This window comes from Planktothrix paucivesiculata PCC 9631 (assembly GCF_900009265.2).
In the GTDB taxonomy this organism is placed as follows: Bacteria; Cyanobacteriota; Cyanobacteriia; order Cyanobacteriales; family Microcoleaceae; genus Planktothrix; species Planktothrix paucivesiculata.
Genome location: NZ_LR735026.1, coordinates 259,915 through 284,133, shown reverse-complemented (window position 1 = coordinate 284,133; position 24,219 = coordinate 259,915). Strand labels below are relative to the sequence as shown.

Here is a 24,219-nt window from a genome sequence, read left to right as displayed (position 1 = left end):
CATAATCCCCCTTTTTTCAGGGGGAATTTTAAACTTTAGTTTGAGGATTGAATCACGCCAGAATGTCCGGTCATTTCTCCCAGGGGTTCAAAGCGTCCCCCTAAATATTTAGCCAGAAATTCCTCAGCTACTCCATAGAAATGTAAGCGATTTTCAGGACGGGCAAAACCATGTCCTTCATCGCTATATAAAGCGTATTCTACGGGTTTCCCGGCTTGTTTCATCGCTTCAAAAATCTGCTCACTTTCCGCTTGCTTAACCCGAGGATCATTAGCTCCTTGACCAATCAATAAAGGTTTCTCAATTCGGTCAACAAAAAATAAAGGTGAGCGCTCTTTTAAAAATTCCGGTTCCGTGTCTAAATTCCCGACCCGATGATAGAAATTCTTGCGAATTGGTTCCCAATAGGGCGGAATACTTTGCATCAAAGTAATAATATTACTCGGCCCGACAATATCCACACCACAGGCAAAAACTTCGGGAGTAAATGTTAACCCAACTAAGGTCGCATAGCCCCCATAAGACCCGCCCATAATGGCAATTTTATCCGGTTGGGAAATGCCTTTTTCAACTAACCAATTCACCCCATCAATTAAGTCCTGGTGCATTTTTCCCGCCCATTCCCGGTTGGCGGCATTCAGAAAGGCTTTCCCATACCCGGTTGATCCCCGGAAATTGACCTGTAAGACCGCGTAACCCCGGTTAGCTAACCATTGGGCTTGGGAGTCATAACCCCAGGTATCTCGCGCCCAGGGGCCACCATGAACCAATAGCACCGTTGGGGCGGGCAGGGCAACGCCGACGGGTTTGGTTAAATAACCATGAATAGTTAACCCATCAATTGCGGTGTAAGAAATGGGCTCCATGGCGGCTAAAGATAAGCCTTCTAATTTCGGTTTATTACTGAATAAAAAGCTGTGAGTTTTGGTTGGGCGATCGTAAACGTAAAAATAAACTGGGCCGTCATCGGTGACAAAACTAATTAACCATTTTTCATCGGATAATGTTCGACTAATCCCAAATTCCCCCGGACGAATTTGTTTAATTGCCTCGATATCTTCGGCAATAATAGGGTCAATAATTTGCCATTCTTCCTTATCTTTATAAAAAGAAACCGCCTCAATATTTCGGGTGGTAGGATGGGCTAATAATCCCCCAATATCATATTCAGGATCTTCAGCAATTACGGTTTCTTCACGGGTGGATAAATCCAGTGCAATTAATCGTTCAGCATTGGCATCATGGTTACCCACCATATATAAAATTTTGCCATCATTGGAAAAGAAAGCCGCCCCGCCTTCTTCATCGGGCCCCCAATGGCGTAGGGTTTCCCAAGGATGTTCGGGGGTTTCTCGATATAATAAATCAAACCCACCATCATCGGTGCTAGAACTCGCCGCCCGAATTTTAAACTGAGCATCAGCCGTCCAACTAACAATATTCCCCGGATTTTCTGTATGAAAATCAACGGCGCCATTTTTTAAATTGACCTGATAAACGTCAAAAACCTGCGGGTCTCTCAGGTTCATTCCGACTAAAATTTGCTCGGGAAAATTGTGATCTAAATTAACAACTTGCGCCCGCACTCCTTGAAACGGAGTTAAGTCGCGGACAACGTGGGTTTGGACATTAACTAAATATAAATGCCAGTTTTCATCGCCATCGGAGTCCTGAACATAAATCAGTTGATCCGGGTTATAAGTCCAGAAAAAAAATCGAATTCCCCGTTTCGGATCACGGGTTAAAGCTTGGGTTTCCTCTTGTCCAACGGTTTTTAACCAAACCTGTAAAATATTCTTTTCATCGGGGGCAATATAGGCCAAATATTTGCCTTCGGGGGACAAACTGGGGCTAGTACGTTCGGGGTTGCCAAATAGCAGATCCCGGGGAATTAAAGGGGGAAGTTCGGTTGCAGTGGCCATACTTTATATCTTCAAAACTTAACTTTTTCTATTGTGACTTAATTTTCCTGTGTTGAGGGGGAACTAGGCCCCCCTATCTTCCGGTTAACCCTTGAGAATTAAACCGATCAGCCGCAGTTCACTACTTCTTATTGGCATCCTTGGACAGAAAGGGTGTAACTATATCCCAAGACTTTAATTCCTCCGACATTCAGATTAACTTGATAGGGTTGACTATCTGATCGGGGAGTACCACTAATTTGTTGTGATTGATTTTGGTCAAGGGGAACATCGCCTTCAAAGACTTGATCCGCAGTATCATCTGCGTATTTTAGGTACATTTTAATTTTAAATATTCCTGGGTCATTAGATAAAGATTGAATCGTTGCAACATACTCGGTAAAGTTGGCATTGTTAGGAACCACAAAATCCGTGTCCCAGTTGCCTCGATAACCCACGGGAATGCGAGGAATAGTTCCCACATTGGGGGCAGATACTTGTTTTGTAACACTTGTTCCGTCACCTTTAACAACCGCTAAAGGGGTGCAAGTTTGGGCATTTGCTGATAAACTGATGGGGAGTAATACAGTTAAGATTGCCAGAGAAAATAGAGGTCGAATCATTGTTTTTGTCATAGGATTAATCAAGATTTTATCGTTAGTCCTACACTTTTGAACACCATCATCAGTAAACTCCTATTAAGGCTTCCCTGGAAACCCATCGACTATCGAGGCTTTTCTCCAAGACTGTCCTTTTACTCAGGGGTAAGTTTTAGATCCAAGTTATCGGCCCGATGCGGAAAACAATTAGCCCGACAAATCGCTATGATATTTGGATAAAACATAAAATCAAGAGCAACATCCTAGAAAATCTCAAATTTCTTATATGAGAGACGTTTCAGTATCCATCTGTCCGGTTCCCCCTGAACAACGTCCTGTTAATGAATATCAAGAACTCAAAGAATCTTGGTTTTTTAGCTGGGTGACACTCAACTGGCCCCAATATTTGAGAAAATTATTCTGGGTGTGGTTAATTAGCTGGGTGATTTTTTGCCCCGTAGCCGCCGCGAGTTTTACACCCAGCAAATATCTGGGTCAATTAATTCTCGGCGCCGCCGGGGGAGCAAGTTTTATTTTAAGCTTAGTCGTGATTCGGTTATCTTTAGGCTGGTACTATATTAGATCGCGCTTACTCAGTCCTAGGATTTTCTACGAAGAATCAGGATGGTATGACGGCCAAACCTGGCTGAAAACCCCGGAATTTTTAGTCCAAGATCAGTTAATTCTCACCCATCAAGTGCAACCAATTCTAACTCGATTACGACAAACCTATTATGGTTTAGCCGGATTGTTGCTCGGAGGAGGATTAATCTGGGTCTTATTGTGAACAGTTACCGACCTTATCCAATATAAACTCTAAATTTTTAAATATGACACGGGGAAAACGAACACAAGCAAAAGAACTGGAAGTCAGACTCCTACGGGAAGGGCTGGTTGAGTCTACCCACCGGGTACAAGCGACCGTCTGTGATCACCGAGGACGGGTGTTATCCGTTGCCGGAAACTCCGACACCGCCACCTTTATCCGTTCAGCCTTAAAACCCTTTCAGGCCTTAGCCGTGACCACCACGGGCACACTGGAACGATATGATTTAACTGATATTGATTTAGCAATTATTTGTAGTTCCCATCAAGGAACCGTTGAACAAGCTCGACAGGCTTTTAATATTCTCTGGCGGGCCGATGTTGAACCCGTACAACTCCAGTGTCCGATTCCCGCCGGGAAAAATAGCCCCCTACAACACGGCTGTTCGGGAAAACACGCGGGAATGTTAGCGGTTTGTCAACAATGTCATTGGCCCTTAGAAAGCTATTTACAACGGAAACATCCTCTGCAACAACTGATTATTGGTAAAGTTGGGGAGTTATTAGGACTACCCCCCGATGAGTTCCTCGGTGCTCGGGATGACTGCGGCGCACCCACCTATTATCTGGAATTGGGTCAAATGGGGATACTCTATGCTCAATTGGCTTCTGGAGATAACCTAGACCGGGAACGGATTGTCCGGGCCATGACCCATCATCCCGAAATGGTGGCGGGAGAGGGACATTTTGATACGGAATTAATGCGTTTAACCGAAGGAGAACTGGTCAGCAAGTCCGGGGCGGAAGGGGTGCAGTGTGTCGGACGGGTGGGCGAAGGTTTGGGATTAGCAATTAAAGTTATGGATGGGGCTCATCGGGCTAAATACGCCACGGCGATTCATCTATTGCAACAAATGGGCTGGATTACACCCACCATCGCGGAAACCCTCTCGGAAAAATTCTTAGCGCTGAGTGACTTTAAACGTTTAGATGTGATCGGGGAATTATCGTTTCTGTAAGTAATCAACGCCTAACGGCATCAAGAGCAAAATCAGTTTAAAAAGATGGGAGAAGATTTCTTCTCCCATCTGTGATCAACGCCTAACGGCATCAAAGGTAAAATCACCTTGATTAGACTCCCTGCACCCGTTGAGACAACCTCACGTGATCAACGCCTAACGGCATCAAAGGTAAAATCACTCCCAATCGACAACCAACGCCCAAGAGAAATTTCAGTGATCAACGCCTAACGGCATCAAAGGTAAAATCACGGCGTTGGCATAGGTAGCAAAGGGTGAGGGGGATTTGTGATCAACGCCTAACGGCATCAAAGGTAAAATCACTAGATTAGAGTTCTCTTTATCCGTCTTAATCAACAGTGATCAACGCCTAACGGCATCAAAGGTAAAATCACAGTGTCAAACGCGGCGGGTTCCCAGACCATGCTCGAGTGATCAACGCCTAACGGCATCAAAGGTAAAATCACGGCGGGGGCTGTGTTGCCTTTATCGTATAGCCTCCCGAAAGAAAATACAAGCACCTCCACAAAAAACATGATCAACCCCCAAAATAGAGAACAAAACTCGAAAAATTGACCCCTTCAAAAACGCTGAAACCCTTTATTGGTAGTAGTTTAGGAAAAATGCAAGCACCTCCGACCCCTAACAAAGAGCCAAAACCAAAGCCAGATAAGGGTTTGCTGTCCCAACCACCCCCAAATTATGCAAACGGTCAGAGATGCTTGCAAAATCCCTAACCAATAGGAATTTTAACCCAGGCTTGGTCAGGAGGATAGTTAACAAAATGACTAGGAATAAAAACAGCAGTTTGAGTTTTTGTATTATCTGCTCGATCAATCCAAATTGTTAACCGACAAACTCCAGAAGCAGGAATACTGTTATCTTCATAAGGATAATACCATCTTGCTAAAGGAGGGGTTTCTAGGGGTTCAATTTCATCAAATAAAAAGTTATTATCCCCGGCAAAGGGTAAACCATAGCGAGGTTGATCGAGTTGACCATTTAATCCTTGAAGAATGCGATCGCGCAATTCTAATTCAGCTTTAAAACCAACAATTAGATTGAGATTAACAATTACTTCTCGACGGACAGGGGCAATCCAAGATTTAGCTCCGTGTGTTTTTTTAGCAAGTTCTTTATCAGACTCTCCCACCGAATATTGATGTAATTGTTGAGATAAAATAGCGGTTTCTGATTTAGTATTTGCTGGAATTGCGATCGCTATTTCTATTTCAGGTAAATCATTTCTAATTAAAGTAATAGGTGATGTTGACTCAGACCGTTGTTCAATTCCTGCTAAATTTAACAGTAATCCATAAACAGTTGAAGGGGAAGGAATGGGAGTTGTTGAACGATATTGACCGGACTGAAACGGACGAAAAGCGGCAAAAGGTGCTTTTAGTGTCAGATATTGTTCTTGAATCTGAGTTGTTTTTGATTTTTTCATAAATTCTTCAAAGCTTTGATGTACAAATCACCACGAAGACACTAAGACACCAAGGAAATCTATTTTGATGTCTTAGCTTAATGGCGATATTATTGTTGTTTTAAATGCCTAAAAATTGCAGGGATAAATTATCAAAAAGCTGTTCAGGATTAGCATAAAGATGTACCCCCATTTCATCTAAACGAGTTTTTGTTTCATGATCAAAATTTCGCACAATTTCCCCCCCAAACCAAAATTCCTGACCGAGAAGATAACCCATTTCTTGATCGGCGTTTAAAAGGCGTTGGATTAATTCAGGAAATTCACCTGTTTCCTCGAATCCGTAAGTATTATAACCTGCGACTAATTTAGGTGTTAATCGTGCTACAACAGAGCGAGGTGCAAATTCATAATAAGCCCTAGCATGACCGCCAGCCACTTTATTGAGTTGGGCGATCGCTTTTAATAATGCTTTTGCCCACTCTGGTTTTTCTAAACAATCTTGTTGAGATAAAGCAAAGGGATATTGAAAGGCAGTATGGGTAACTTCTCGATGCAATAATGCTGATGTCTTGGCATTATTCCAGTAGGTTTTTTCATTGTTTTTAGTTTTGGCATTCAGGGGCGATTGATGAAATACGGCATCATATTTATAAGGATTTAAAGCGACTGCCATATTACAGCGAAAAATACTATCGCGTTTGAGGGTAGATTTTTTCTTGTCTTCTGGGGGTTTTGCCACCATAAATCCAAACAAAAAATCATCGGCATATTTATCAGAATTGGGAAATTCTTTAAATTCTACTGCTAATTGATCTTCATTATGTAAACGAGTTCGGTTATGGGGTAAATCCATTAAAATCAATGTTTCGCGTAAGGCATTACGCATGGATTCAGGACTAACAATCGCATATTTCTGACCGTTTTTAACAATTTTTTGTAAGACGGTGCGATTTTCTTCTGATTCGCCGCGATAGTTACTAGCAGGAGCGGGATATGTTAAGACCGTGGCAAAAAGATTGAGTTTTGTCATGATAGAAACCTTGAATAATTAAATAGTGACCAATTTCGCCTAATGGCATCTGAGGGAAAGTTGCATCAGGAAACCATGTTTCGTGCTAGACACCCGGTTTCTGATCGTTTTCAGAACGTTTTAAGGGATATTGACTCGAAAGTGCTAACAGAGTTAAAGAGCGAATTTCATCGGTTTTATGAAATAGTGCTTCAGCAAAATCCGTGAATTCTTCTTTCCGAACAAATGGATAGAGAGTAGAAACAAAATAATCAATAAATGCTTGAGATTCAGTCCGAGAGCGTGTGGCTAAAAATGCTTCATTAGCAATTTTGTGTTTTTTCTTATTATATTCGTCTTCTAATTTGGGATTTCCTTTACATTTATCCCATTCCAGGCCATCTTTAGAACTCAGTTTACCTAAAACATAACTTTGGCAAACTTGATAAACAATTTGGGCGTAATCTCGAATTTCTTTTTTCATTTTAACATTAACCTCCTGTTCAAATAATTGACGAGCATCATGGCTAAAATAGGGATCTTCTAACCATTTTCGGGGAATGCGACTCAAAAGTGCATCAAATTCTATCCAAGGGGGCAACTCTGCTAAGGGTGCATCGGGTGCATCTGATTCGGGTAAAGAATTAATTAGATTCAGTAAACGTTGCTTCCGAAACCAAGGACACCAATAATTTTTAATGATATCTTGATAACGATCAATTTGTGTTAAAATGGGTTCAACATAACTGATAGAACGAATTTTAACGCCACTTTTTCCGACTTTTTCAGCGTGGATGATTTCAACCCCTAAAATTGTTCTTCTGATTTGTTGATCTCCGATTTCGTGAGAGATGTGATCGCGTAATAACCGCAATAAATCTAAAGCTCCTTCTTGGGGTAAATCTATAACTGCTTCCAGGGGTAAATACCGCCATAATTTTGAATTTCTAGCTTCTAAAACCTTAAAAAATACTCGGCAGAAGTTTTTTAAATTGGCAATATCAGGAATAGCTAATACATAACCTGCAATGTCTCGTTTTCCATCTTTATCTAAAATAGTTGGACAATAAACTTGAGCTACAAACGGCCAAAAATGCAGTAAAAATTGATATTTAACCTGATCTTTAATGGGTATATTTTCAGGATTAGATGCCATTGCGCCTAAAAAGTATTGCCCGGTTTGTCCAGTCAATTTTTGAGGATTTTGCAATTCTTTCCAAATTTGTTCTGTATCTTTAGAGTAAGATTGACCATTGACTCGCAGCTTAAACGGGTTGCGAGTGGTGGGAACTCCTCTAATAATATTCCATAACATATCCCGCCATAACTTCAGCCAAATTTTTTGTTCAGGATCATCACTAGATTGATCAAAATCGGATAAAAAAGCTCCTTGAGGAACAACAACATCATAAGCATATTGTTTAATCTGTTTTGTTTTCCCGGTTTTTTTGTCGGTAATTTCTATTTCTCTAATTTCTTGGTACTCTTTGGGTTTTGTTTCTGTCCATCGTCGATTTTCAAATGATTGATAGGTGAAGTCAAATAATGCCTTTAACCCTTCTAAATTAATCTGTAAGGTTGCTTGGTAGGATTCATGTTTTAGTTCGATTAAGACTCCCTCCCGTTCGGAAAAGTCTGGATAGCGATGCAGTTCTTTTACCATCAAGATTAACCCCGCTAACCCTGCACGATGTTGAGGAGAGGGAAGTTCGGAAAGTTGATAATGTAGTTCGATTTCGTTCATGCTCCAAACCCCCTTTTAGGACAGTAAAAATGGCTATCTGCTAAAGCTAAATAACGAGGCATCCAAGCTGGTTTTTCATCCAATTTATACTTCTTGGGAATGGGTAAAATATAGGGTTCCAAAGAACCTTTATTATCTATAATAGTCTTAACTTCTTGTAAATCACTATTGAGTATGGCACTAACAGAATAATCCTCCTCATCTCCTCGAAAACTTTTTGATTCAGCATAATAACCACTATTAACAAAACTGCTACCACCATCTGCTAAACGCTCAGACGGAGAATATTGCAGTAATTTTTCGGCTAAATTCCAAGGACTGACTTCTCCACAAACTTCACCCATAAATTTTCTAGCTGCTTCTAATTCTTGCTTTTGATAGGGTTTGATATTGGGCGGTTCATAAACAAAAATTTGAGAGCGAAAATCCTTTAATCTTTCAGAAGATCGGTTGGAACGTCCAAAGCGTTGAACTAAGGAAGAAATGGGCGCTAATTCGGTAATTAAAATATCTGCATCTAGGTCTAAAGACATTTCACAAACCTGGGTTGTTATCGCTATTATGGGTTTTCGTTTTTCCCTTTGAAATGCAAAAGATTTTATTGTTTCTTCATGGCGATTTTTTCGATCTAAAAGTTTGAAACGACTATGATAAATTAAGGTTTCTAAACCAAAATCTTTTTCTAATTTAGCTCCAATTTGACGACAGCGATCTACGGTATTCACAACCCATAAAATACAATGTCCTTCAGCATAACTTTTTTGAACTTGCTGATAAGCAGTTGCCAAACTATTTTCATGGGTTTCGTTTAAGTTAGCATGAATCAAATATCGGGGACGCTTTTCTTCTGTTTCTAATTCTTGATCGGCAACAGAGGAATAAACTTTTAATCCCTGTTTTTCTAGTTCTTGTTTTCGAGTTTTGGGTAAAGTTGCAGTCATACACAAAACTGGAATATCAAAGTTTTCTAGTAAACTAATAAGGTGATCAAACATTCCTCGACTAAAACTGTGAATTTCATCAATAACAACTACAGAATTTGTTAAAACAGGGAGTAAACAGATTCCACTATAACTGTGGGTTATAAAAGATAGAAATTGATCAACCGTAGCAGAAAAAAAGCGTTTTCCCCAAAATCCTAGGGCAAATAATCGTTCATCGGTGGTGAAGTCTTTATCTGATTCTTGGGGGTTGTCTCTCATTGCTTGTAATTCATACTTTGCTGTACCAGTTAATAAGCTGGCATCGGACTCTGGTGCCCAGGAAACATAATCTTTAAATCCTTCGGTAGCAGTGCCACGAGTGGGATATAAGAAGATGAGATGACTGACTGAATAACGGTCAACAATTGCTTGTTGCCATTTATAAGCAAAGAGGGTTTTTCCTGTCCCACAACCACTTAATAAAAGTACGCGATCGCCTAAAGTTAATGCGTCTTCTTGAAAGGATTTAAGTTGAAAAGATTTCCCTGATTTCTGGCTAATTTGAGTATAGCGAGGTTGCAAGATTTTTGTTTCAATTTCTTCCGCAGTAATTACAGCAGATTGGTGTAATATTTCTTCAACCCATTGTTCAATTTCTTGGGAACTTTTAACCCTAAAAATTCCCGAAGCAACGGAGTCTGAAGCAATTAATCCAGCTTTGACTGCTAAAAGTAGCGATCGCCTTTCTAAATTATCTGCAATTTCACCTTCAAAATCAAATGCTGTATCACTGACATTCTCATAAATATCTTGCCAAAACCGATCTTCTGCTATCCATTGATGGGGTAATTTTGGTAATCCTTGAATTTTAGCAAGTTTGGCAATTTTTTCTAACGTATTAATCACTTGCGGGTGATCCAAAAACAACTCAATAGCATCACCTCGTTTCATCAACCTGCGAGGTTTTCCCCAGTCTTCGGGATGAGCTTTTAAATGATGGGAAAGCACCGCCGCCGTAATGATTTCTAAATCCAATCCAGAGGGTGTTAACCATTGACGGACACTGGGTATATGCAAAATCAAAGCACTTAACCATTCATGACGTAATGCTTGTTGTATAAATTGACGGGATCTGACCGCAGCGTCAAATTCTGCATTCGCTTTTCCCATATCATGAAATAGGGCAGAAATTTGCAGATGAGTTAAGAATTGAGAGCTATCTTTAACTTTAAAAAAGCGACACCAATTATGCAGAATCCGACCTTTAAAAATTGCCCTTGCTGCTACTTCAGTATCTCTTAAATGCTGTTCTAGGGTGAGTTCTCCATATTTAAGACCTTTAGCTAATAGCGGTTTCTGCATAACGCATCCCTCCCAAATGTTTATAGACAGAAATATTGGGATAAAATACACCACATCCTAAACGTCTTTTTCCTCCTAAACCCTGAATTTGTAATTTAATAGAATCCTCTAGCTCCAAATCAGAAACTATAACGCTAAAACCAACAATTGTATAAGTCCTAGCGTCTTTTTGATTCTCTTTATTGATTTTTAGGGTTAACCGTTTAGGTTCTCCTTGAGCATTCGCTGGAATGCCAATATCAGCGTTAATTTCTAATGCTTCTAACTGTCGTTGTGCGGCAGCTAAAAATGATTCCGGTTCGTGATATCCTTTAATTGTGACTAACCTGGCTTTAAGGCTATCACAGGGTTTTATCGTTTGTAATTCAGGGTTTCCTAAATGAATTAAATGACCTCCAATTTCTAAATTTTGATCTGTCAAAGGATATACTAGAGCGATCGCTTCTACGGGTAATCTTAATAATAATCGAGATTTTGATGTTAATTGAATTCTACCCAATTGACTAGGAAGTCCCGAAATTGTATTAATAGCAAAACCCGGAAGGTCATGGAGTTGAGGACATTGTTTACAAAGAGCAGCATATAACCGATAATTCTGGTCTGCTGGTAACATTTTTCCTGTTACCGGAAATGATAGATTGACTATATTACTCATGGCTATTTTATATATTTTACGGATCGACTTTAGACAATATCTGAGGTTGAAGCTCAATCATACAAACTATCGTGATCATTGTTAATCCCACTGTCCAAGATAATGACTAAACATCCCCTCTATTTCCGTTTGAACTAAACCTACTAATTCCGGTAGTTCCTTAACTATAGCACCTTTTCCATACCCTAAAACCCATCGCTTAATATCATTTAACTAACCCACTAACAGTTAAGTATAAAGGTTGATTATGTTTTTTGTGGAGGTGCTTGCATTGTCTTTCCAGAGGCTATACTATAAAGGCAACACAGCCCCCGCCGTGATTTTACCTTTGATGCCGTTAGGCGTTGATCACGATTGGTGCGATGCGTTTAAGTTAATTGACACTGCGTGATTTTACCTTTGATGCCGTTAGGCGTTGATCACTTTCGGTTAATTTAATTATTTATTTCTCTCCATGATCGTTGCTAATACAGTTAGTAGCGATTAAAGCTATACCCTTATCATCAGAGCGATTGTTTATATCTATTCAGAATAAAACTTGACTTTTATATACTCCTCAATCGCAGAAATAAAAACATCAGCCATATCTATCAACTCCCTCGCGGTCAACTCATCAGGTTCTAACATTTCCCCATAATCACTCATTTGGCGTTCCTCAAAAGCACGATGCAAACTACGCGATAAATCCTTAGACAACTCACCTGTTTTGACAAACTCCCGATCAAAAAAACTAATAACCCCACTATGCTTAGAACTGCCTAGATTTTTAAGACTTAACAAACCCATTGTCGCATAAAACATCGCATAGTAAGATCGATTAATACTACCCCGATAAGCGCAATTATTGACTAAAATTCTAGCCTCTTCCAAAGTTTGCTTTGCTTCCGAAAAACGATACTCAACTAATAACCGTAATTGCTCAGACATCATATTTTAACACCTTCTTGAGCAATTTTAGCCATCAAAGGACTAGCACCCACAGCCCCAGTTTTTAGCTGTTGCTCCGTCACAATAAAAGTTGAAATCACGCGATCGTATTCAAACCCAACCTCCCAAGCCAAATCGATAATTTTTTTCCTGAGAGAACGATCCATCGTATCAACCTTAATAAACACATCTAAATCTGACTCATTCGTTGCATCACCCCGCGCCCTGGAACCAAAAACTTTCATCTCCAAAACCGTAACAACCTTTTGTAAGCGCTGATAAAAAGCTAAAGAAACTTGGCGATCAACTTCTAACATCACCAAAACCTCCTTTCTCTAAAAAAATTTCTGCTTGCTTTTGTTGGGCAAAATCCTCACTATTCAACCTAGAATTAGCAGCCATCCCTCTTAAACTTTTAACCCATTTTTCTTTCTGCGCTTGATTAATGACTTCTGAATCAGAGTCTTCAATCTGAGCAAACCGTTTCTTAAGCTGCTGCAATAACAAAACCTGATCCGCGATCGATAAATTATCAACGGATTTTAGCACTTCCTGTAATGTCATAAAACCTCCTTGTTTTTTTAACATCTGCTCACAAGAAATCGTGATTCCAGCGATTAGAAATCGTGGCTACACAAACCAAGTCCACCTTCGTGGACTAATAGTCTTTAACCCGCGTAGGCGGGTTTTGTCTGTGTAGCCACGAATTATATTCGCTGGATGCAAATACGGGTATAGCCCTCATCAAAGTCATAGCTCAAACCCGACCTTAGCTAACTGCTTTTTAATCTCCTCATCTAAAAGCTGACCCTCGCGCATTTGCTCACCTAAAGCCATTGTAAGATAACTCATCCTATCCTCAAAGCTCACCTCATCCTCCACCTCATCAGGAATCCCTACATAACGCCCTGGAGTTAACACAAACTTGTGTGGTTCTTCAGTATCTAGTATGCTAAAATCATAGTTAATAAAATCAATAAAGACAAAAAATATATCTGGCGATGGCTGAAAATCTTTTTCCGGTTGACAGTTAAGCGATATGTGGTGTTAACTAAAATCAGAAAAAGAGTAAATTCAGGGTAAAGGGGTAACAATGGCTTCAAACAGGGAAATTAAAATGCTCACAGAACTTCTGGGGCTAGAAGGAGTAAAAGTGGGAACACGCCATCAACATAAAGGGATTGGAATAATTTTAGAGATAGAGACAATCCATCAGGAAAGTATCTGTCCTCGTTGTGGGGAAAAAAGCCATAAATTACATCAAAATCATCGATATCTAATTAAAGATTTACCTTGGGGAGAATCTCCAGTATTTTTGGAAATAAATAGACGACAGTTCAAATGTAAGAAATGTAAAAAGCCATTTAGTGAGGATTTAGATTTTGTCGGAAAAAGAAGGACTTATACAAAAAGATTGGCTGATAGAATCCTACAAGAAGTTTTAGAAAAGGATATAAACAGTGTGGCAAAAAAAGGGTTAGTCACAACAGAAGAAATAGAAAGGATGTTAAAAGACGCATCATCAGAATTGGCGAATTTTAAACCCACCCATTTAAAAAGGCTAGGAATTGATGAAATAGCATTGATTAAAGGAAAAGGAAATTATTGTGCAGTTTTAATAGATTTAGAGAAGTCGGAATTAATTGCCATTCTCGAAAAAAGAACACAAGAAGAAATCAAAAAAGTGTTGATGGGGTGGGGAAGAGAAGTGTTAGAAAAGATAGAAGAAGTCAGCATAGATCTGTGGAAAGGATACAAAAGTTTAGTCTTAGAAATCATGCCAAATGCTCAAGTTGTAGCGGATAGATTTCATGTGATGGTACAAATCAATCAGGAGTTAGATTGGCAAAGAAAACAAGAAAGGCGGAAGGAAGAAAATTTGCTAAAAACAGCAAAGTCCGAATCGGAAAAAGCCAATTCTGAAAAAGTTTTAGCCGGATTGAAGAAGAGTAAATACGCTCTCTTGAAGAATGAAAAAGATTTGAATGAACAACAAAGCCGGAAACTAGCGGAAGTGAAAGAGGTTTCTCCTACCCTAAAAAGTATGCAGGAATTCAAAGAAAAAATTCGTCAAATTTTTGAGGAAAAAAATGATTGGTTAGGGGGATTATGGCAATTGGGGATGTGGTTAGATGAAGCTAAAAAGTATTTCCCGAAAAGTCAAAAGACAATTATTCGATGGCTAGATGAAATTATTGCGTACTTTGATCATAGAACAACCAGTGGAGTAGTGGAGGGAATTAATAACAAGCTGAAACTGATTAAACGTTCGGCTTATTGATTCAGAAATTTTAAAAACTTTCAAGCAAGATGTTTACTTAATTGGCATTTTAACTAAATTTTTAGCATACTAGATACTGAAGAACCACTTGTGTTTTTCAATATCTTCTAAAGTTGCTGATTTACAGAAACCCTTAATATCCTGATAATTGCCATTTTTCCGCTTCCATTCATGGTAAGTTGTAGCAATATTCTTAACATCAGTATCCGTTAACGTTCGATTTCTACGGTTAATCATTTCTCCCAATTCAGAAGCATCAATAAATAATACTTCTCCTTTGCGATCGCGATTTTTATTACCGTTTTTATAACGACTCAAAAACCATAAACAAGCTGGGATTCCCGTATTATAAAATAACTGTGTTGGGAGCATGACAACACAATCAACTAAATCCTGTTCGACTAACTTCTGTCTAATCTCTCCCTCACCACTGGTATTAGAAGAAAGGGAACCATTCGACAACACAAACCCCGCGCTTCCCGATGGGGCGAGATGATAAAGAAAATGTTGCACCCAAGCAAAGTTAGCGTTACCCACTGGGGGAACACCATATTTCCAGCGTCCATCCGTTCTTAATAGTTCTCCTCCCCAATCACTATCATTAAAAGGGGGATTAGCGATAATAAAATCTGCTTTCAAATCTGGGTGAGCATCATTGAGAAAAGACCCCTCATTGTTCCATCTAATATTAGATGAATCAATCCCCCTAATGGCTAAATTCATCTTACAGAGTCGATAAGTAGTTTCGTTGCTTTCCTGACCGTAGATGGAAATATTATCTAACCGCCCTTGATGATTGGCTACAAACTTTTCACTTTGAACAAACATCCCACCTGAACCACAGCAAGGGTCAAACACCCGTCCGTTGTAAGGTTCCAACATTTCTACTAATAATTTAACAATCGGTTCAGGGGTGTAGAACTGTCCGCCTTTCTTGCCTTCTTCTAGGGCAAATTGTCCTAAAAAATATTCATAAACCCGCCCTAGAACATCCGCTTGTTGTAGCTTTTTAACATTCTCTTCCAAATCTAATTCTAACTGTTCGGATGACGTTTTCTTATCACTAACTAATTTAAAACTACCAATTAAATCAATCAACCCGCCCAATGATGTTTTATCTAAATTTTGTTTAGCGTAAACCTTAGACAACACCCCTCTTAAACCAGGATTTTCCTGTTCAATGGCAATCATCGCCTCATCAACATATTTCCCGATTTCTGGCTGTTTTGCTTGGGCTTGTAGATATGACCAACGGGCTTTTAGAGGCACAAAAAAGACGTTTTCCGCTAAATATTCGTCCTTATCTTCGGGGTCGGCTCCGGCGTATTGTTCCTCACCATCAATTAATTGTTGGTGCAATTCTTCAAAGGAATCAGAAATATATTTAAGAAAAATCAACCCTAAAACAACGTGCTTATATTCGGCTGCATCCATATTTTTTCGCAGCTTGTCGGCAGATTTCCAAAGCTTCTGCTCTAAGGTTCCGTTGTCTTGGGTTTTACTATTACTGGTTTTCGCCATTATTGCCCTAACTTGCTGCTCATGCAGATTCGTTCAGCTTCCAATTGAGTTGCTTGTCAAACTTCAGTCTAAGGGTTCATTGACAATTCCTGTACCGGATTTCATTAAACTTATAACTGAGGTTTCTCTGGTTCTGGTACTTGCAGCCCAATTTGAATTAAAAACACTGCCTGGATTTTTGCATCAATAGGACTTACGCAAATTTGGGGATGTAACCCTAGATGTAGGGGTAATTCATGAATTACCCCTACTATTGATAGCAGGGTGTTTTCATTGTCGGGGGTAAAAAAGAAAATAAAAGTGATCTTTTTTTGGTAAAATCAAAGAAAGATCACTTTTATTTGATTTTAAAAAACTATGTTAAACAGTATAATCGAACAACTGAAGTTAGTCAAGGATTTTCGGAAAAATCGTGGTAAAAGACATGAATTATGGGTAGTGTTGACTATCATTGTTTTAGCACTGCTAACTGGCAATGTTACTTATAAGCAAATAGATAATTTTAGAAAAAATGAAGAAAATAAGCTAATTAAATTATTAGAAACTAACACTAAAAAATTGCCGTCTTATAGTACCATAAGACGAGTAATGCTCGGAATAAATTCAATAGAAATTCAGTTGGTTTTTCAGTCAATAGTCCAGGAATATTATTGGCAACAAGAAGGCGTTGATTGGATTGCGATCGATGGAAAATCTTTAAAAAACACCCTGACTAACTATGAAAATCAGAAACAAAATATGTTAATTATGGTATCTTGGTTTAGTCAAGAAACAAAGTTAGTAATTAAATCGGAAAGTTTTGAAAGTAAACAAAGTTCTGAAAACGCTAAAGTTCTGTCTATGATAGAAAAATGCGGGTTATTAAATAAAGTATTTACCCTCGATGCTCTCCATTGTAGTAAGGAAACAACTCAGGCAATAATTGAGAGCAAAAATAATTATTTAATTACGGTAAAAGGGAATCAAATTAAATTGCACAATCGGATCAAGATTTTAGCAGAAATCGAAAAACCTTTAACGGTATATGAAGAAAAAGATGTCAGTCATGGGCGAAATATTAGCAGAAAAGTATCAGTATTTGATAGCCAAAATGTCAACCATAAAAATTATCCTCATCTTCAAAGTTTTATTCAGGTAGAAAGAACGGGTTTTCGGGGTGATCAAGAATATAATGAGACTTTATATTATATTAGTAGTCAGAAATTAAGTGCGAAAACATTTGCAGAAAAAATTAAAGCACATTGGTTAATTGAAAATCAAGTACATTGGGTCAAAGATGTGAATTTTAATGAAGATAAATCAAGAATAAAAGGCATAGACGTAGCCGGAAAATTCTCGTTATTAGTAACATTAATTTTGAATATATACAGAAGTTTGGGTTTTAGCTCAATAAAAGAGGGACAGTCATGGTTGGGAAATAATTGGGAAAAGATTTTAGCGATCGCCTGAATTAATTAAGTTTTTAAAACTATTTTTCTAAAAAAACATTCAAAATATTTAATAATAAATAGTCATAAAGTCTTATTAATCAAGACAATGGCTATCTTTTGCTGTTAATAAATATGAAAATTGTTCATTCTTAATATTTCCCACTTATCTGATGAAAATTAGAGAGAATTTGATCGGAAAAATTGATAATTTTTTTTGAAGATAGCGATCGCATTTGGGAAAATGAAAACCCCCTGCTATTGATAGCGGTGATGCGTAAGTCCTGATCAATTCATCTTTACCCCATCAATAGATTATGGTCAAATTCCCTGTGACGAACATCACCAAGGTTCCTGAGTCAAGTCACTGTAACAATCTTTAACATTCCGTTATATTTGTTTACATAAGCCAAGTACAGGAAAACACCATGAGAACCACCAACGAAAACGGCATCCTAAATAACTACGCTACCGAACCCAAACTTTATTTTGCTGAGTACCCCTCACCCGAACAGCAAAGTCGCTATGCACTTCAAGCCGCTGCTGCTGCACTCCTGGTAACTTCCCTACTCTTGATTGCTTTTGTCGCCTAAAAATGGGCTATTATTTCTTCCCCCTTATACCTCCCCTGCCTCCCCTGCCTCCCTGCGGCCACTGAGCCTGCGATGCCCTGAGCTTGCCGAAGGGTCGAAGTGCCTACCCCCAAAAAAAATATTTTCCAAAAGGGGTTGCCAAATCCAGAAGGTTGTGGTTATAATACAAAAGGAAGAAAAGCAACGCGGGGTAGAGCAGTCTGGTAGCTCGTCGGGCTCATAACCCGAAGGTCAGGAGTTCAAATCCCCTCCCCGCCACCAAATTAGATAAAAATAGACCTCGCAAACTTAAATGGATGCGGGGTTTGTTTTTATAGTAGTCAATTCTGCCGAGAGTAATATCAAGGAATTAACAATGCTGACTAAACAAGATTGGGACTGGTTAGCAGTATGTTCTCATTATCAAACGGCTGTAACAGTCCATACACTTCTCAAGGAAGGAAAATCTATGGAAGCAACCGAGGGCTTAGAATCTCTAATTGAAGCGATGGGAAGAAATGATCGACGAGCCGTAAAAAGTCAGCTAATTCGTTTAATGCTTCATGTTATTAAATGGAAATGTCAACCTCAAAAACGGACTGATAGCTGGGCTTTGAGTATTCGTTCCGCTCGTCGAGAAATAGAGGATATTCAGGAAGAAGTTCCAAGTTTGAATCGGGATTTTATTGAATCAATTTGGGATAAATGTTTTCAAGCTGCGGTGAAAGATGCTGAAATCGAAATGAAGAAAGTTAAATGTCACTTGACTTCCCTTTCTTGGTCAGAGGTTTTTGAGGATGAGTATATTTTATCTGATGATGATCAAGATGATTAGCGGAAGTTTGTTTTATTTTATGCGATCGCTTCTATGATACAGGACTTACGCAATTACGCTATATGTAGCGTACTAATGAGTTAGCGCTCGCGCTCGTAACTCAAACGAGATCGTTTTAACAGGACAACCTCTTAAAGTCCCCCAATTTTGGGGGATTTAGGGGGCAAATATTGCTGCTTGAGAAATAGTCTCTAAAACTGCTGCTCAATCCTTTATAACCTGATCATTCTAAACAGTATACATTTGAACAAGCCATCTAGCCCCCTAGCCCCCAACATTGGGGGGAAATAAATAATTAGGACTTTTTAGGGCGATTGCTATGATCATTGGTATGCGATCGCATACTTCTGACAAGCTATATATAGCGTGCTTGCGTAAGTCCTATGATACTAAGTTTTACCGAGTTAGGCTCCTGTTAACAAATAACCTTAAAGGAGAGATTCAACGATTTGCTCATTAGTCGGAATATCATCGGGCAAAAAAGTTTTTAAGTCTTCCGTTGAGGGTTTAGATAATACCGCTAAACGATTACATTGAATAGCAATACAGCGATCAAAGACATTTCTGACAAATCGACCATTTCCCAGTTCTCCAATTTGATGCTCAAACTGATTGATGAGATGATTGAATGCTTCTAGGGTTTGATCTGAAATTAGATAATCATGCTGTTCGCAGTTGAGTTTGAAAATTTCTGTCAACTCAGAAGGAGAATAATCTGCAAAATGAATTGATCTGGAAAATCTTGATTTTAGCCCAGGATTAGAGTTAATAAATCGAGACATCTCACCTTTATATCCTGCAACAATGACTACTAAATCGTCTCGATGATCTTCCATCATTTTTAAGAGAGTATTGATGGCTTCTTGAGCAAAAATATCTTGACGACCCTCTGGGACTAGAGAATAAGCTTCATCAATAAACAATATACCCCCTAACGCAGATTCAACTACTTTTGTAGTTTTGGGTGCTGTGTGTCCTAAATATTCTCCTACTAAATCACTGCGGTCTACTTCAATAAAATGCCCTTCTGATAAAACACCCAGATTTTTATAAATCTCTCCTAAAATTCTCGCTACAGTAGTTTTACCTGTTCCGGGGTTGCCTGTGAATACAAGATGTCGGGTAATTGCAGGTGCTTTAATACCCGTTTTAGCCTTCATTTGGGCTACTTTTGCAATATTGACCAATTCCTGAACAGTGGATTTTACTGCACTCAAGCCAGTTAGTGCCTGAAGTTTATTTAAACATTCATTGAGATCATCAATAACAATTTCAGGTTCGTTAGAATCAATATTATTAGAATCAATCTTATTAGAATCAATCTTAGATTTCTGAGCAAGTTCCTGACAAACTGCTGCTGCAAACTGACTATCTAATTCTTTCAGGTCAGCACCTAAAAGATTTTTAGCCGTTTTTATTGCAGCTTCCTTGGAAGATGCTTCTGCATGAAATAGACAGTCCATCGCTAAATCTTTGTCAGGCTTTTTTAGAAAATCATAAGCATCTTGGGGACTACTCCATGCAGCCCATAACCAAGAATTACCCAATGGACAAACACTAAAAACTGGAGAACTCCATGACATCGGTAAATACTACCTCATGACAACAAAAAACTATGCGCTCATCATATCAGATATCAGGAATCTTTGGATTTTAGCCTATTCTAATGCCAACAATCCCGCACCATAGGCAGGTTCATGACGAGGAGAAATAATATTAGCTGAAGGAGCGATCGCATTAACTTCAACTTCAAATTGATGGCGAAAATTAGCTAATCCTTGCCACACTCCTCCAGTCACTACAATTTCAAAGGATTCTGTCGGTTCAAATAAAGCATTGATGGCGACTTCTGTAGCTAATACTAATTCATTAACGGCATTTTTAATAATATTTTGAGCCACCGAATCACCCTCCGCGGCTACTTGATCCACAAGGGGTGCTAAACTGGCGATTTTTTTCACATCCCATCCTTGACGGTAAATAATAGGAATTAATTCTTCAATGGAATTTAACTTTAAACTGTCTTTAAATTGGGGAATTAAATTCGTATATTCTAGGCGACCATCATGGGAACGTAAGGCGGCTTTTAACCCTTGAATTGCAATATCATAACCACTGCCTTCATCCCCTAAAATGTAACCCCAACCACCGACTCTTTTTGTGATTCCTTGACTATTTTTTCCGAATATATGGGAACCTGTTCCGGCAATTACAACTATACCGACGGAGTGACCTAAACCTCCGACTAAAGCAATTAAACTATCACCATGAATAATAATATTTTTGGGGGTTAATTTCCAGTCAATAGATAATTCGGGATCAGTTTGAATTTCTTGGATCAAATTGCGGATTAAATCAATATCTTCAGCACGCCCTACCCCCGCTAATCCTAAACTAATTCCTTGAATGGGAACTAAGCCTTCTAAGGCTAAAAAACTCTGATCAACTGCTTGTTTAATGGCTGAAATAATATTGATTTTAGCTGTATCAATTCCGACTGTTTGATAATTGGATGGCCCGGCTTTTCCCCATCCTAATATTTTACCATCGGCACTCATTAACACACAAACCGTTTTAGAACCGCCGCCATCAATCCCTAAAACATGAATCATGAGAAGTTTGACAATTAAAATTATAGTAGGGAACACCGGAACACCGGAACACCGGAAAAGACTTTACCATATAGGTGTGCTGGATTAGTCTTTGTCAAAAATAATCCCCCTAAAATAATAATAATAGGGGGAAATTTAAAGTTACAGAATAATTAGCTTTCTGGCTCTTTCTGAACGAGCTTCAGCAGATTCCATCACTTCTGATAACTTCTCGACTACTTCACCCGGATAATTTTCTAATATTCGGGTAGAGAGGGAAATCCGATGGCGACCTTCATCTAAACTAATTACCATCGCCTTAATAATTTGACCAACGGGGAAAAGGGTGGGTAAAGACTCAACATATTTCTGACTGACTTCTTTAATGTGAATTAATCCGGTTACTCCTTCAATATCCACAAACACGCCGAAGGGTTTAACACCCATGACTTTCCCTTCCACCAGTTGACCGACTTCTAATTGACTAAAACCGATGGATTGAGAGGCTAATCTTTGGGATAAAACAATTTTATTTCGTTCGGGATCTAATTCTAAAATACTGACACTTAAAGATTGATCAACTAAGGAGTCTAGGTCGTCTTTTTCTAAAAGATGCGATCGGGGAATAAATCCTCGTAAAGAATGAACTTCAACGGTGACACCGCCTCGATTTACTCCGGTCACTCTAGCTTGTAAAGATTGACCCCCATTTTGAGCATCTAGGAGTTGATCCCAAATTTGTTTCATTTCCAATTGTCGGATGGAAAGTAATATTTGACCATCGGCATTTTGTTCTCTAATAATTAAAAAATCTCGCTCCTCTTTTAAGGGAAGAATTTCAGAAATATCCTCAACTTCTACAACTGAAATCTCTTTTTTAGGAATAAAACCAGGAGATTTAGCTCCTTTAATATCAATGTAAGCACCATCACTGGTATAGGATTCTACCTGACCCTTAACGATTTGCCCTTTATGTAAATCATAATTCTGTTGATCTAGGGCTTTGGCAAAATCATCAAGAGAAAAGGACGGGTTTTTAGTAGCCATAGCAAAAAGTAAAGAAAAACAAAAATAAAGGTGTTAGGAACCTGCTTATAACGCTGCTCTCGTCTTCAACAACACTCCAATCTTCTGAGCATAACACAGTTGGAGGAGGTCGGGGCAGGGGAGGTAGGGGAGCAGGGGAAGCAGGGGAAGCAGGGGAAGCAGGGGAGGCAGGGGAGGCAGGGGGCAGGGCAGGGCTGTTTCAAAGTCAGGTGAAAAAGAGTAAAGAAAGAGCGATCGCCACCTGATAAAATGGAGAGCGATCGCCATTTTTTTCTAAAATAAAGATGCTAACAAGTTTAATAGAAAATTTAAAAGAAGTCAAGGATTTCCGAAAAAGTCAGGGAAAAAGGTATAGTTTATGGGAAGTGCTATTAGTAGTAGTTTTAGGGGTGATGTCAGGGCATCAAGGATATCGAGAGATGGAATATTTTGTCAAAGCCAACGAAGTTATCCTGAAAAGAACATTCAATATCTATAGCCAAGGAATGCCATCTTATTCAACAAGAAGGAGAGTGATGAGAGGAGTAGACGAGAAGGATTTAAGCAAAATAGTAAAAGAATGGTCAAGAGAGAATTCTCCTAAATTAAAGGGAATAGAGGGATTAGCAATAGATGGAAAAAGTTTAAGAAGTACGGTAAAAGACCCAGGAAATCAGCAGCAAAACATGGTAATAATGGTATCTCTATTTAGTCAAGAAACCGGATTAGTATTAGCGACGGAAAAGTTCGAGAGTAAAACCGGGTCAGAACAAGCTGTAGCCCAATGTATAATAGGAGAATGTGGTCTAAAAGGAAAGTTAATAACTGCGGATGCGTTACATTGTAATGTCACCACAGCCCGAAAAATTATGCAGAGTGAAAACGATTATTTAATCGCGGTTAAGAAGAATCAAATCAAACTGTATAATCAAATTGAAAAAATCACAAAAACGATGAAAGCTGAAAGTATAGATACTCAAAAAGAGCGGGGTCATGGACGAGAAACAACTCGTCGGGTATCAGTGTTTAAAAAATCAATAAAATTTGAAAGCCCTTGGGAACATATTGAAAGTATAATTCAGGTAGAACGGTGGGGATATAGAGGAAAAAAGCCTTATAAAGAAACGGTTTATTATATAAGTAGTATCTGGGAAAAGGCAGATTTTTTTGCCCAAAAGATTAAAGGGCATTGGGGGATTGAGAATCAAGTTCATTGGGTAAAAGATGTGTTATTTAAAGAGGATAGTATGAAAATTCATCAAGTACAAGCGGCGACTAATTGGGCACTGCTCAACACCCTAGGATTGAATATTTTCAGAGGTTTAGGATTTTGGTCAATAACAGAGGGAAGAAGGTGGTTAGGAAATCATTGGGAGAAATTAGTGGCCATCTCTTAATCCGAAAGTTAAAAACGAAAAAATAGAGCAATTAATTTAGGAAAAATAGACAAAAGTTGGGAATGTAAGTCTTACTCCGTAGGGAATAAGAATATTTATGTTGCTTAGATGATATCTCCTATAATTAATATTAATATAGCAATTATATGAAATATTAATTATTCGGAAAATAGCTATCATGTTTGAGAATTATGGCCCAAAAGTAGGCTATAATTTTCAAACATGAAACAGCCCTG

21 protein-coding genes, 1 tRNA gene and 1 CRISPR repeat array are annotated in these 24,219 nt (G+C 38.7%); of the genes, 8 read left to right on the top strand and 14 right to left on the bottom strand.

Annotation, left to right across the window (positions count from 1 at the left end):
* Positions 1–35 precede the first annotated feature (35 nt).
* Together PL9631_RS21875 and PL9631_RS21870 are read right to left on the bottom strand one after the other, a co-directional pair.
* Positions 36–1,922 (bottom strand): S9 family peptidase, encoded by a 1,887-nt coding sequence (locus PL9631_RS21875; protein ID WP_083623617.1) that lies wholly within the window; start codon positions 1,920–1,922, stop codon positions 36–38.
* A 128-nt stretch (positions 1,923–2,050) separates the two neighbouring features.
* A complete protein-coding gene (locus PL9631_RS21870) occupies positions 2,051–2,536 on the bottom strand; it encodes a hypothetical protein (protein WP_197046465.1) in 486 nt (161 codons plus the stop codon).
* 250 nt (positions 2,537–2,786) lie between these two features.
* On the opposite strand from PL9631_RS21870, the gene PL9631_RS21865 reads away from it, so the two are divergent.
* Entirely contained in the window at positions 2,787–3,287 is a 501-nt protein-coding gene (locus tag PL9631_RS21865; RefSeq protein ID WP_083623615.1) for a CGLD27 family protein, read from the top strand.
* A 43-nt stretch (positions 3,288–3,330) separates the two neighbouring features.
* Positions 3,331–4,284, top strand: a complete 954-nt coding sequence (locus PL9631_RS21860; protein ID WP_083623613.1) for an asparaginase — start codon at positions 3,331–3,333, stop codon at positions 4,282–4,284.
* Positions 4,285–4,751: a CRISPR direct-repeat array (repeat unit 36 nt; unit sequence GTGATCAACGCCTAACGGCATCAAAGGTAAAATCAC).
* Positions 4,752–5,017: 266 nt separating this feature from the next.
* Here the strand turns inward: PL9631_RS21860 and cas5 are convergent.
* The 8 genes from cas5 to PL9631_RS21820 all read right to left on the bottom strand — a co-directional run bounded on the left by cas5 (position 5,018) and on the right by PL9631_RS21820 (position 12,921).
* The gene (gene cas5 / locus PL9631_RS21855) at positions 5,018–5,731 is read right to left on the bottom strand and encodes a type I-MYXAN CRISPR-associated protein Cas5/Cmx5/DevS (protein WP_083623610.1); all 714 of its coding nucleotides are present in this window, start codon (positions 5,729–5,731) and stop codon (positions 5,018–5,020) included.
* A gap of 100 nt (positions 5,732–5,831) precedes the next feature.
* Entirely contained in the window at positions 5,832–6,743 is a 912-nt protein-coding gene (gene cas7i / locus PL9631_RS21850; protein WP_083623608.1) for a type I-B CRISPR-associated protein Cas7/Cst2/DevR, read from the bottom strand.
* A gap of 85 nt (positions 6,744–6,828) precedes the next feature.
* A complete protein-coding gene (gene cmx8, locus PL9631_RS21845) occupies positions 6,829–8,466 on the bottom strand; it encodes a type I-MYXAN CRISPR-associated protein Cmx8 (protein WP_083623605.1) in 1,638 nt (545 codons plus the stop codon).
* The gene (gene cas3 / locus PL9631_RS21840; protein ID WP_083623603.1) at positions 8,463–10,751 is read right to left on the bottom strand and encodes a CRISPR-associated helicase Cas3'; all 2,289 of its coding nucleotides are present in this window, start codon (positions 10,749–10,751) and stop codon (positions 8,463–8,465) included. The genes cmx8 and cas3 overlap by 4 nt, the downstream gene beginning before the upstream one ends.
* Complete coding sequence (cas6, locus tag PL9631_RS21835; protein WP_083623601.1) at positions 10,729–11,406, bottom strand: type I-MYXAN CRISPR-associated protein Cas6/Cmx6; 678 nt, start codon at positions 11,404–11,406, stop codon at positions 10,729–10,731. The genes cas3 and cas6 overlap by 23 nt, the downstream gene beginning before the upstream one ends.
* Positions 11,407–11,928: 522 nt before the next feature.
* The gene (locus PL9631_RS21830; protein ID WP_083623599.1) at positions 11,929–12,336 is read right to left on the bottom strand and encodes a HEPN domain-containing protein; all 408 of its coding nucleotides are present in this window, start codon (positions 12,334–12,336) and stop codon (positions 11,929–11,931) included.
* Positions 12,333–12,650: a nucleotidyltransferase domain-containing protein gene (locus PL9631_RS21825; RefSeq protein ID WP_083623596.1), complete on the bottom strand. Its 318-nt coding sequence runs from the start codon at positions 12,648–12,650 to the stop codon at positions 12,333–12,335. Before PL9631_RS21825 ends, PL9631_RS21830 begins: the two co-directional genes overlap by 4 nt.
* Complete coding sequence (locus PL9631_RS21820) at positions 12,637–12,921, bottom strand: hypothetical protein (RefSeq protein WP_083623594.1); 285 nt, start codon at positions 12,919–12,921, stop codon at positions 12,637–12,639. The genes PL9631_RS21825 and PL9631_RS21820 overlap by 14 nt, the downstream gene beginning before the upstream one ends.
* A 505-nt stretch (positions 12,922–13,426) precedes the next feature.
* On the opposite strand from PL9631_RS21820, the gene PL9631_RS21810 reads away from it, so the two are divergent.
* Entirely contained in the window at positions 13,427–14,614 is a 1,188-nt protein-coding gene (locus PL9631_RS21810; protein ID WP_083620425.1) for an ISL3 family transposase, read from the top strand.
* A gap of 69 nt (positions 14,615–14,683) precedes the next feature.
* On the opposite strand, the gene PL9631_RS21805 is transcribed toward PL9631_RS21810, so the two are convergent.
* On the bottom strand, positions 14,684–16,135 hold the full coding sequence (locus PL9631_RS21805; protein ID WP_083623593.1) for a type I restriction-modification system subunit M: 1,452 nt from the start codon (positions 16,133–16,135) through the stop codon (positions 14,684–14,686).
* Positions 16,136–16,492: 357 nt separating this feature from the next.
* On the opposite strand from PL9631_RS21805, the gene PL9631_RS21800 reads away from it, so the two are divergent.
* The 4 genes from PL9631_RS21800 (at position 16,493) to PL9631_RS21785 (ending at position 18,969) form a co-directional block, all read left to right on the top strand.
* Positions 16,493–17,584, top strand: coding sequence for an ISAs1 family transposase (locus PL9631_RS21800; RefSeq protein WP_083616174.1), 1,092 nt, complete (start codon positions 16,493–16,495; stop codon positions 17,582–17,584).
* 406 nt (positions 17,585–17,990) lie between these two features.
* The gene (psb34, locus tag PL9631_RS21795) at positions 17,991–18,155 is read left to right on the top strand and encodes a photosystem II assembly protein Psb34 (RefSeq protein ID WP_156090653.1); all 165 of its coding nucleotides are present in this window, start codon (positions 17,991–17,993) and stop codon (positions 18,153–18,155) included.
* A gap of 184 nt (positions 18,156–18,339) precedes the next feature.
* A tRNA-Met gene (locus PL9631_RS21790) sits at positions 18,340–18,416 on the top strand.
* A gap of 94 nt (positions 18,417–18,510) precedes the next feature.
* Positions 18,511–18,969 (top strand): DUF29 domain-containing protein, encoded by a 459-nt coding sequence (locus PL9631_RS21785; protein WP_083624304.1) that lies wholly within the window; start codon positions 18,511–18,513, stop codon positions 18,967–18,969.
* Positions 18,970–19,397: 428 nt separating this feature from the next.
* Here the strand turns inward: PL9631_RS21785 and PL9631_RS21780 are convergent, their stop codons facing one another.
* From PL9631_RS21780 to PL9631_RS21770, 3 genes are all read right to left on the bottom strand, one after another.
* The gene (locus PL9631_RS21780) at positions 19,398–20,552 is read right to left on the bottom strand and encodes an AAA family ATPase (RefSeq protein WP_083623591.1); all 1,155 of its coding nucleotides are present in this window, start codon (positions 20,550–20,552) and stop codon (positions 19,398–19,400) included.
* 75 nt (positions 20,553–20,627) lie between these two features.
* Positions 20,628–21,581: a BadF/BadG/BcrA/BcrD ATPase family protein gene (locus PL9631_RS21775; protein ID WP_083623589.1), complete on the bottom strand. Its 954-nt coding sequence runs from the start codon at positions 21,579–21,581 to the stop codon at positions 20,628–20,630.
* A 141-nt stretch (positions 21,582–21,722) separates the two neighbouring features.
* Positions 21,723–22,607: a S1 RNA-binding domain-containing protein gene (locus PL9631_RS21770; RefSeq protein WP_083623586.1), complete on the bottom strand. Its 885-nt coding sequence runs from the start codon at positions 22,605–22,607 to the stop codon at positions 21,723–21,725.
* 284 nt (positions 22,608–22,891) lie between these two features.
* Between PL9631_RS21770 and PL9631_RS21765 the strand changes: the two genes are divergently transcribed.
* Positions 22,892–23,983 (top strand): ISAs1 family transposase, encoded by a 1,092-nt coding sequence (locus tag PL9631_RS21765; RefSeq protein WP_083623584.1) that lies wholly within the window; start codon positions 22,892–22,894, stop codon positions 23,981–23,983.
* Positions 23,984–24,219: the final 236 nt, after the last annotated feature.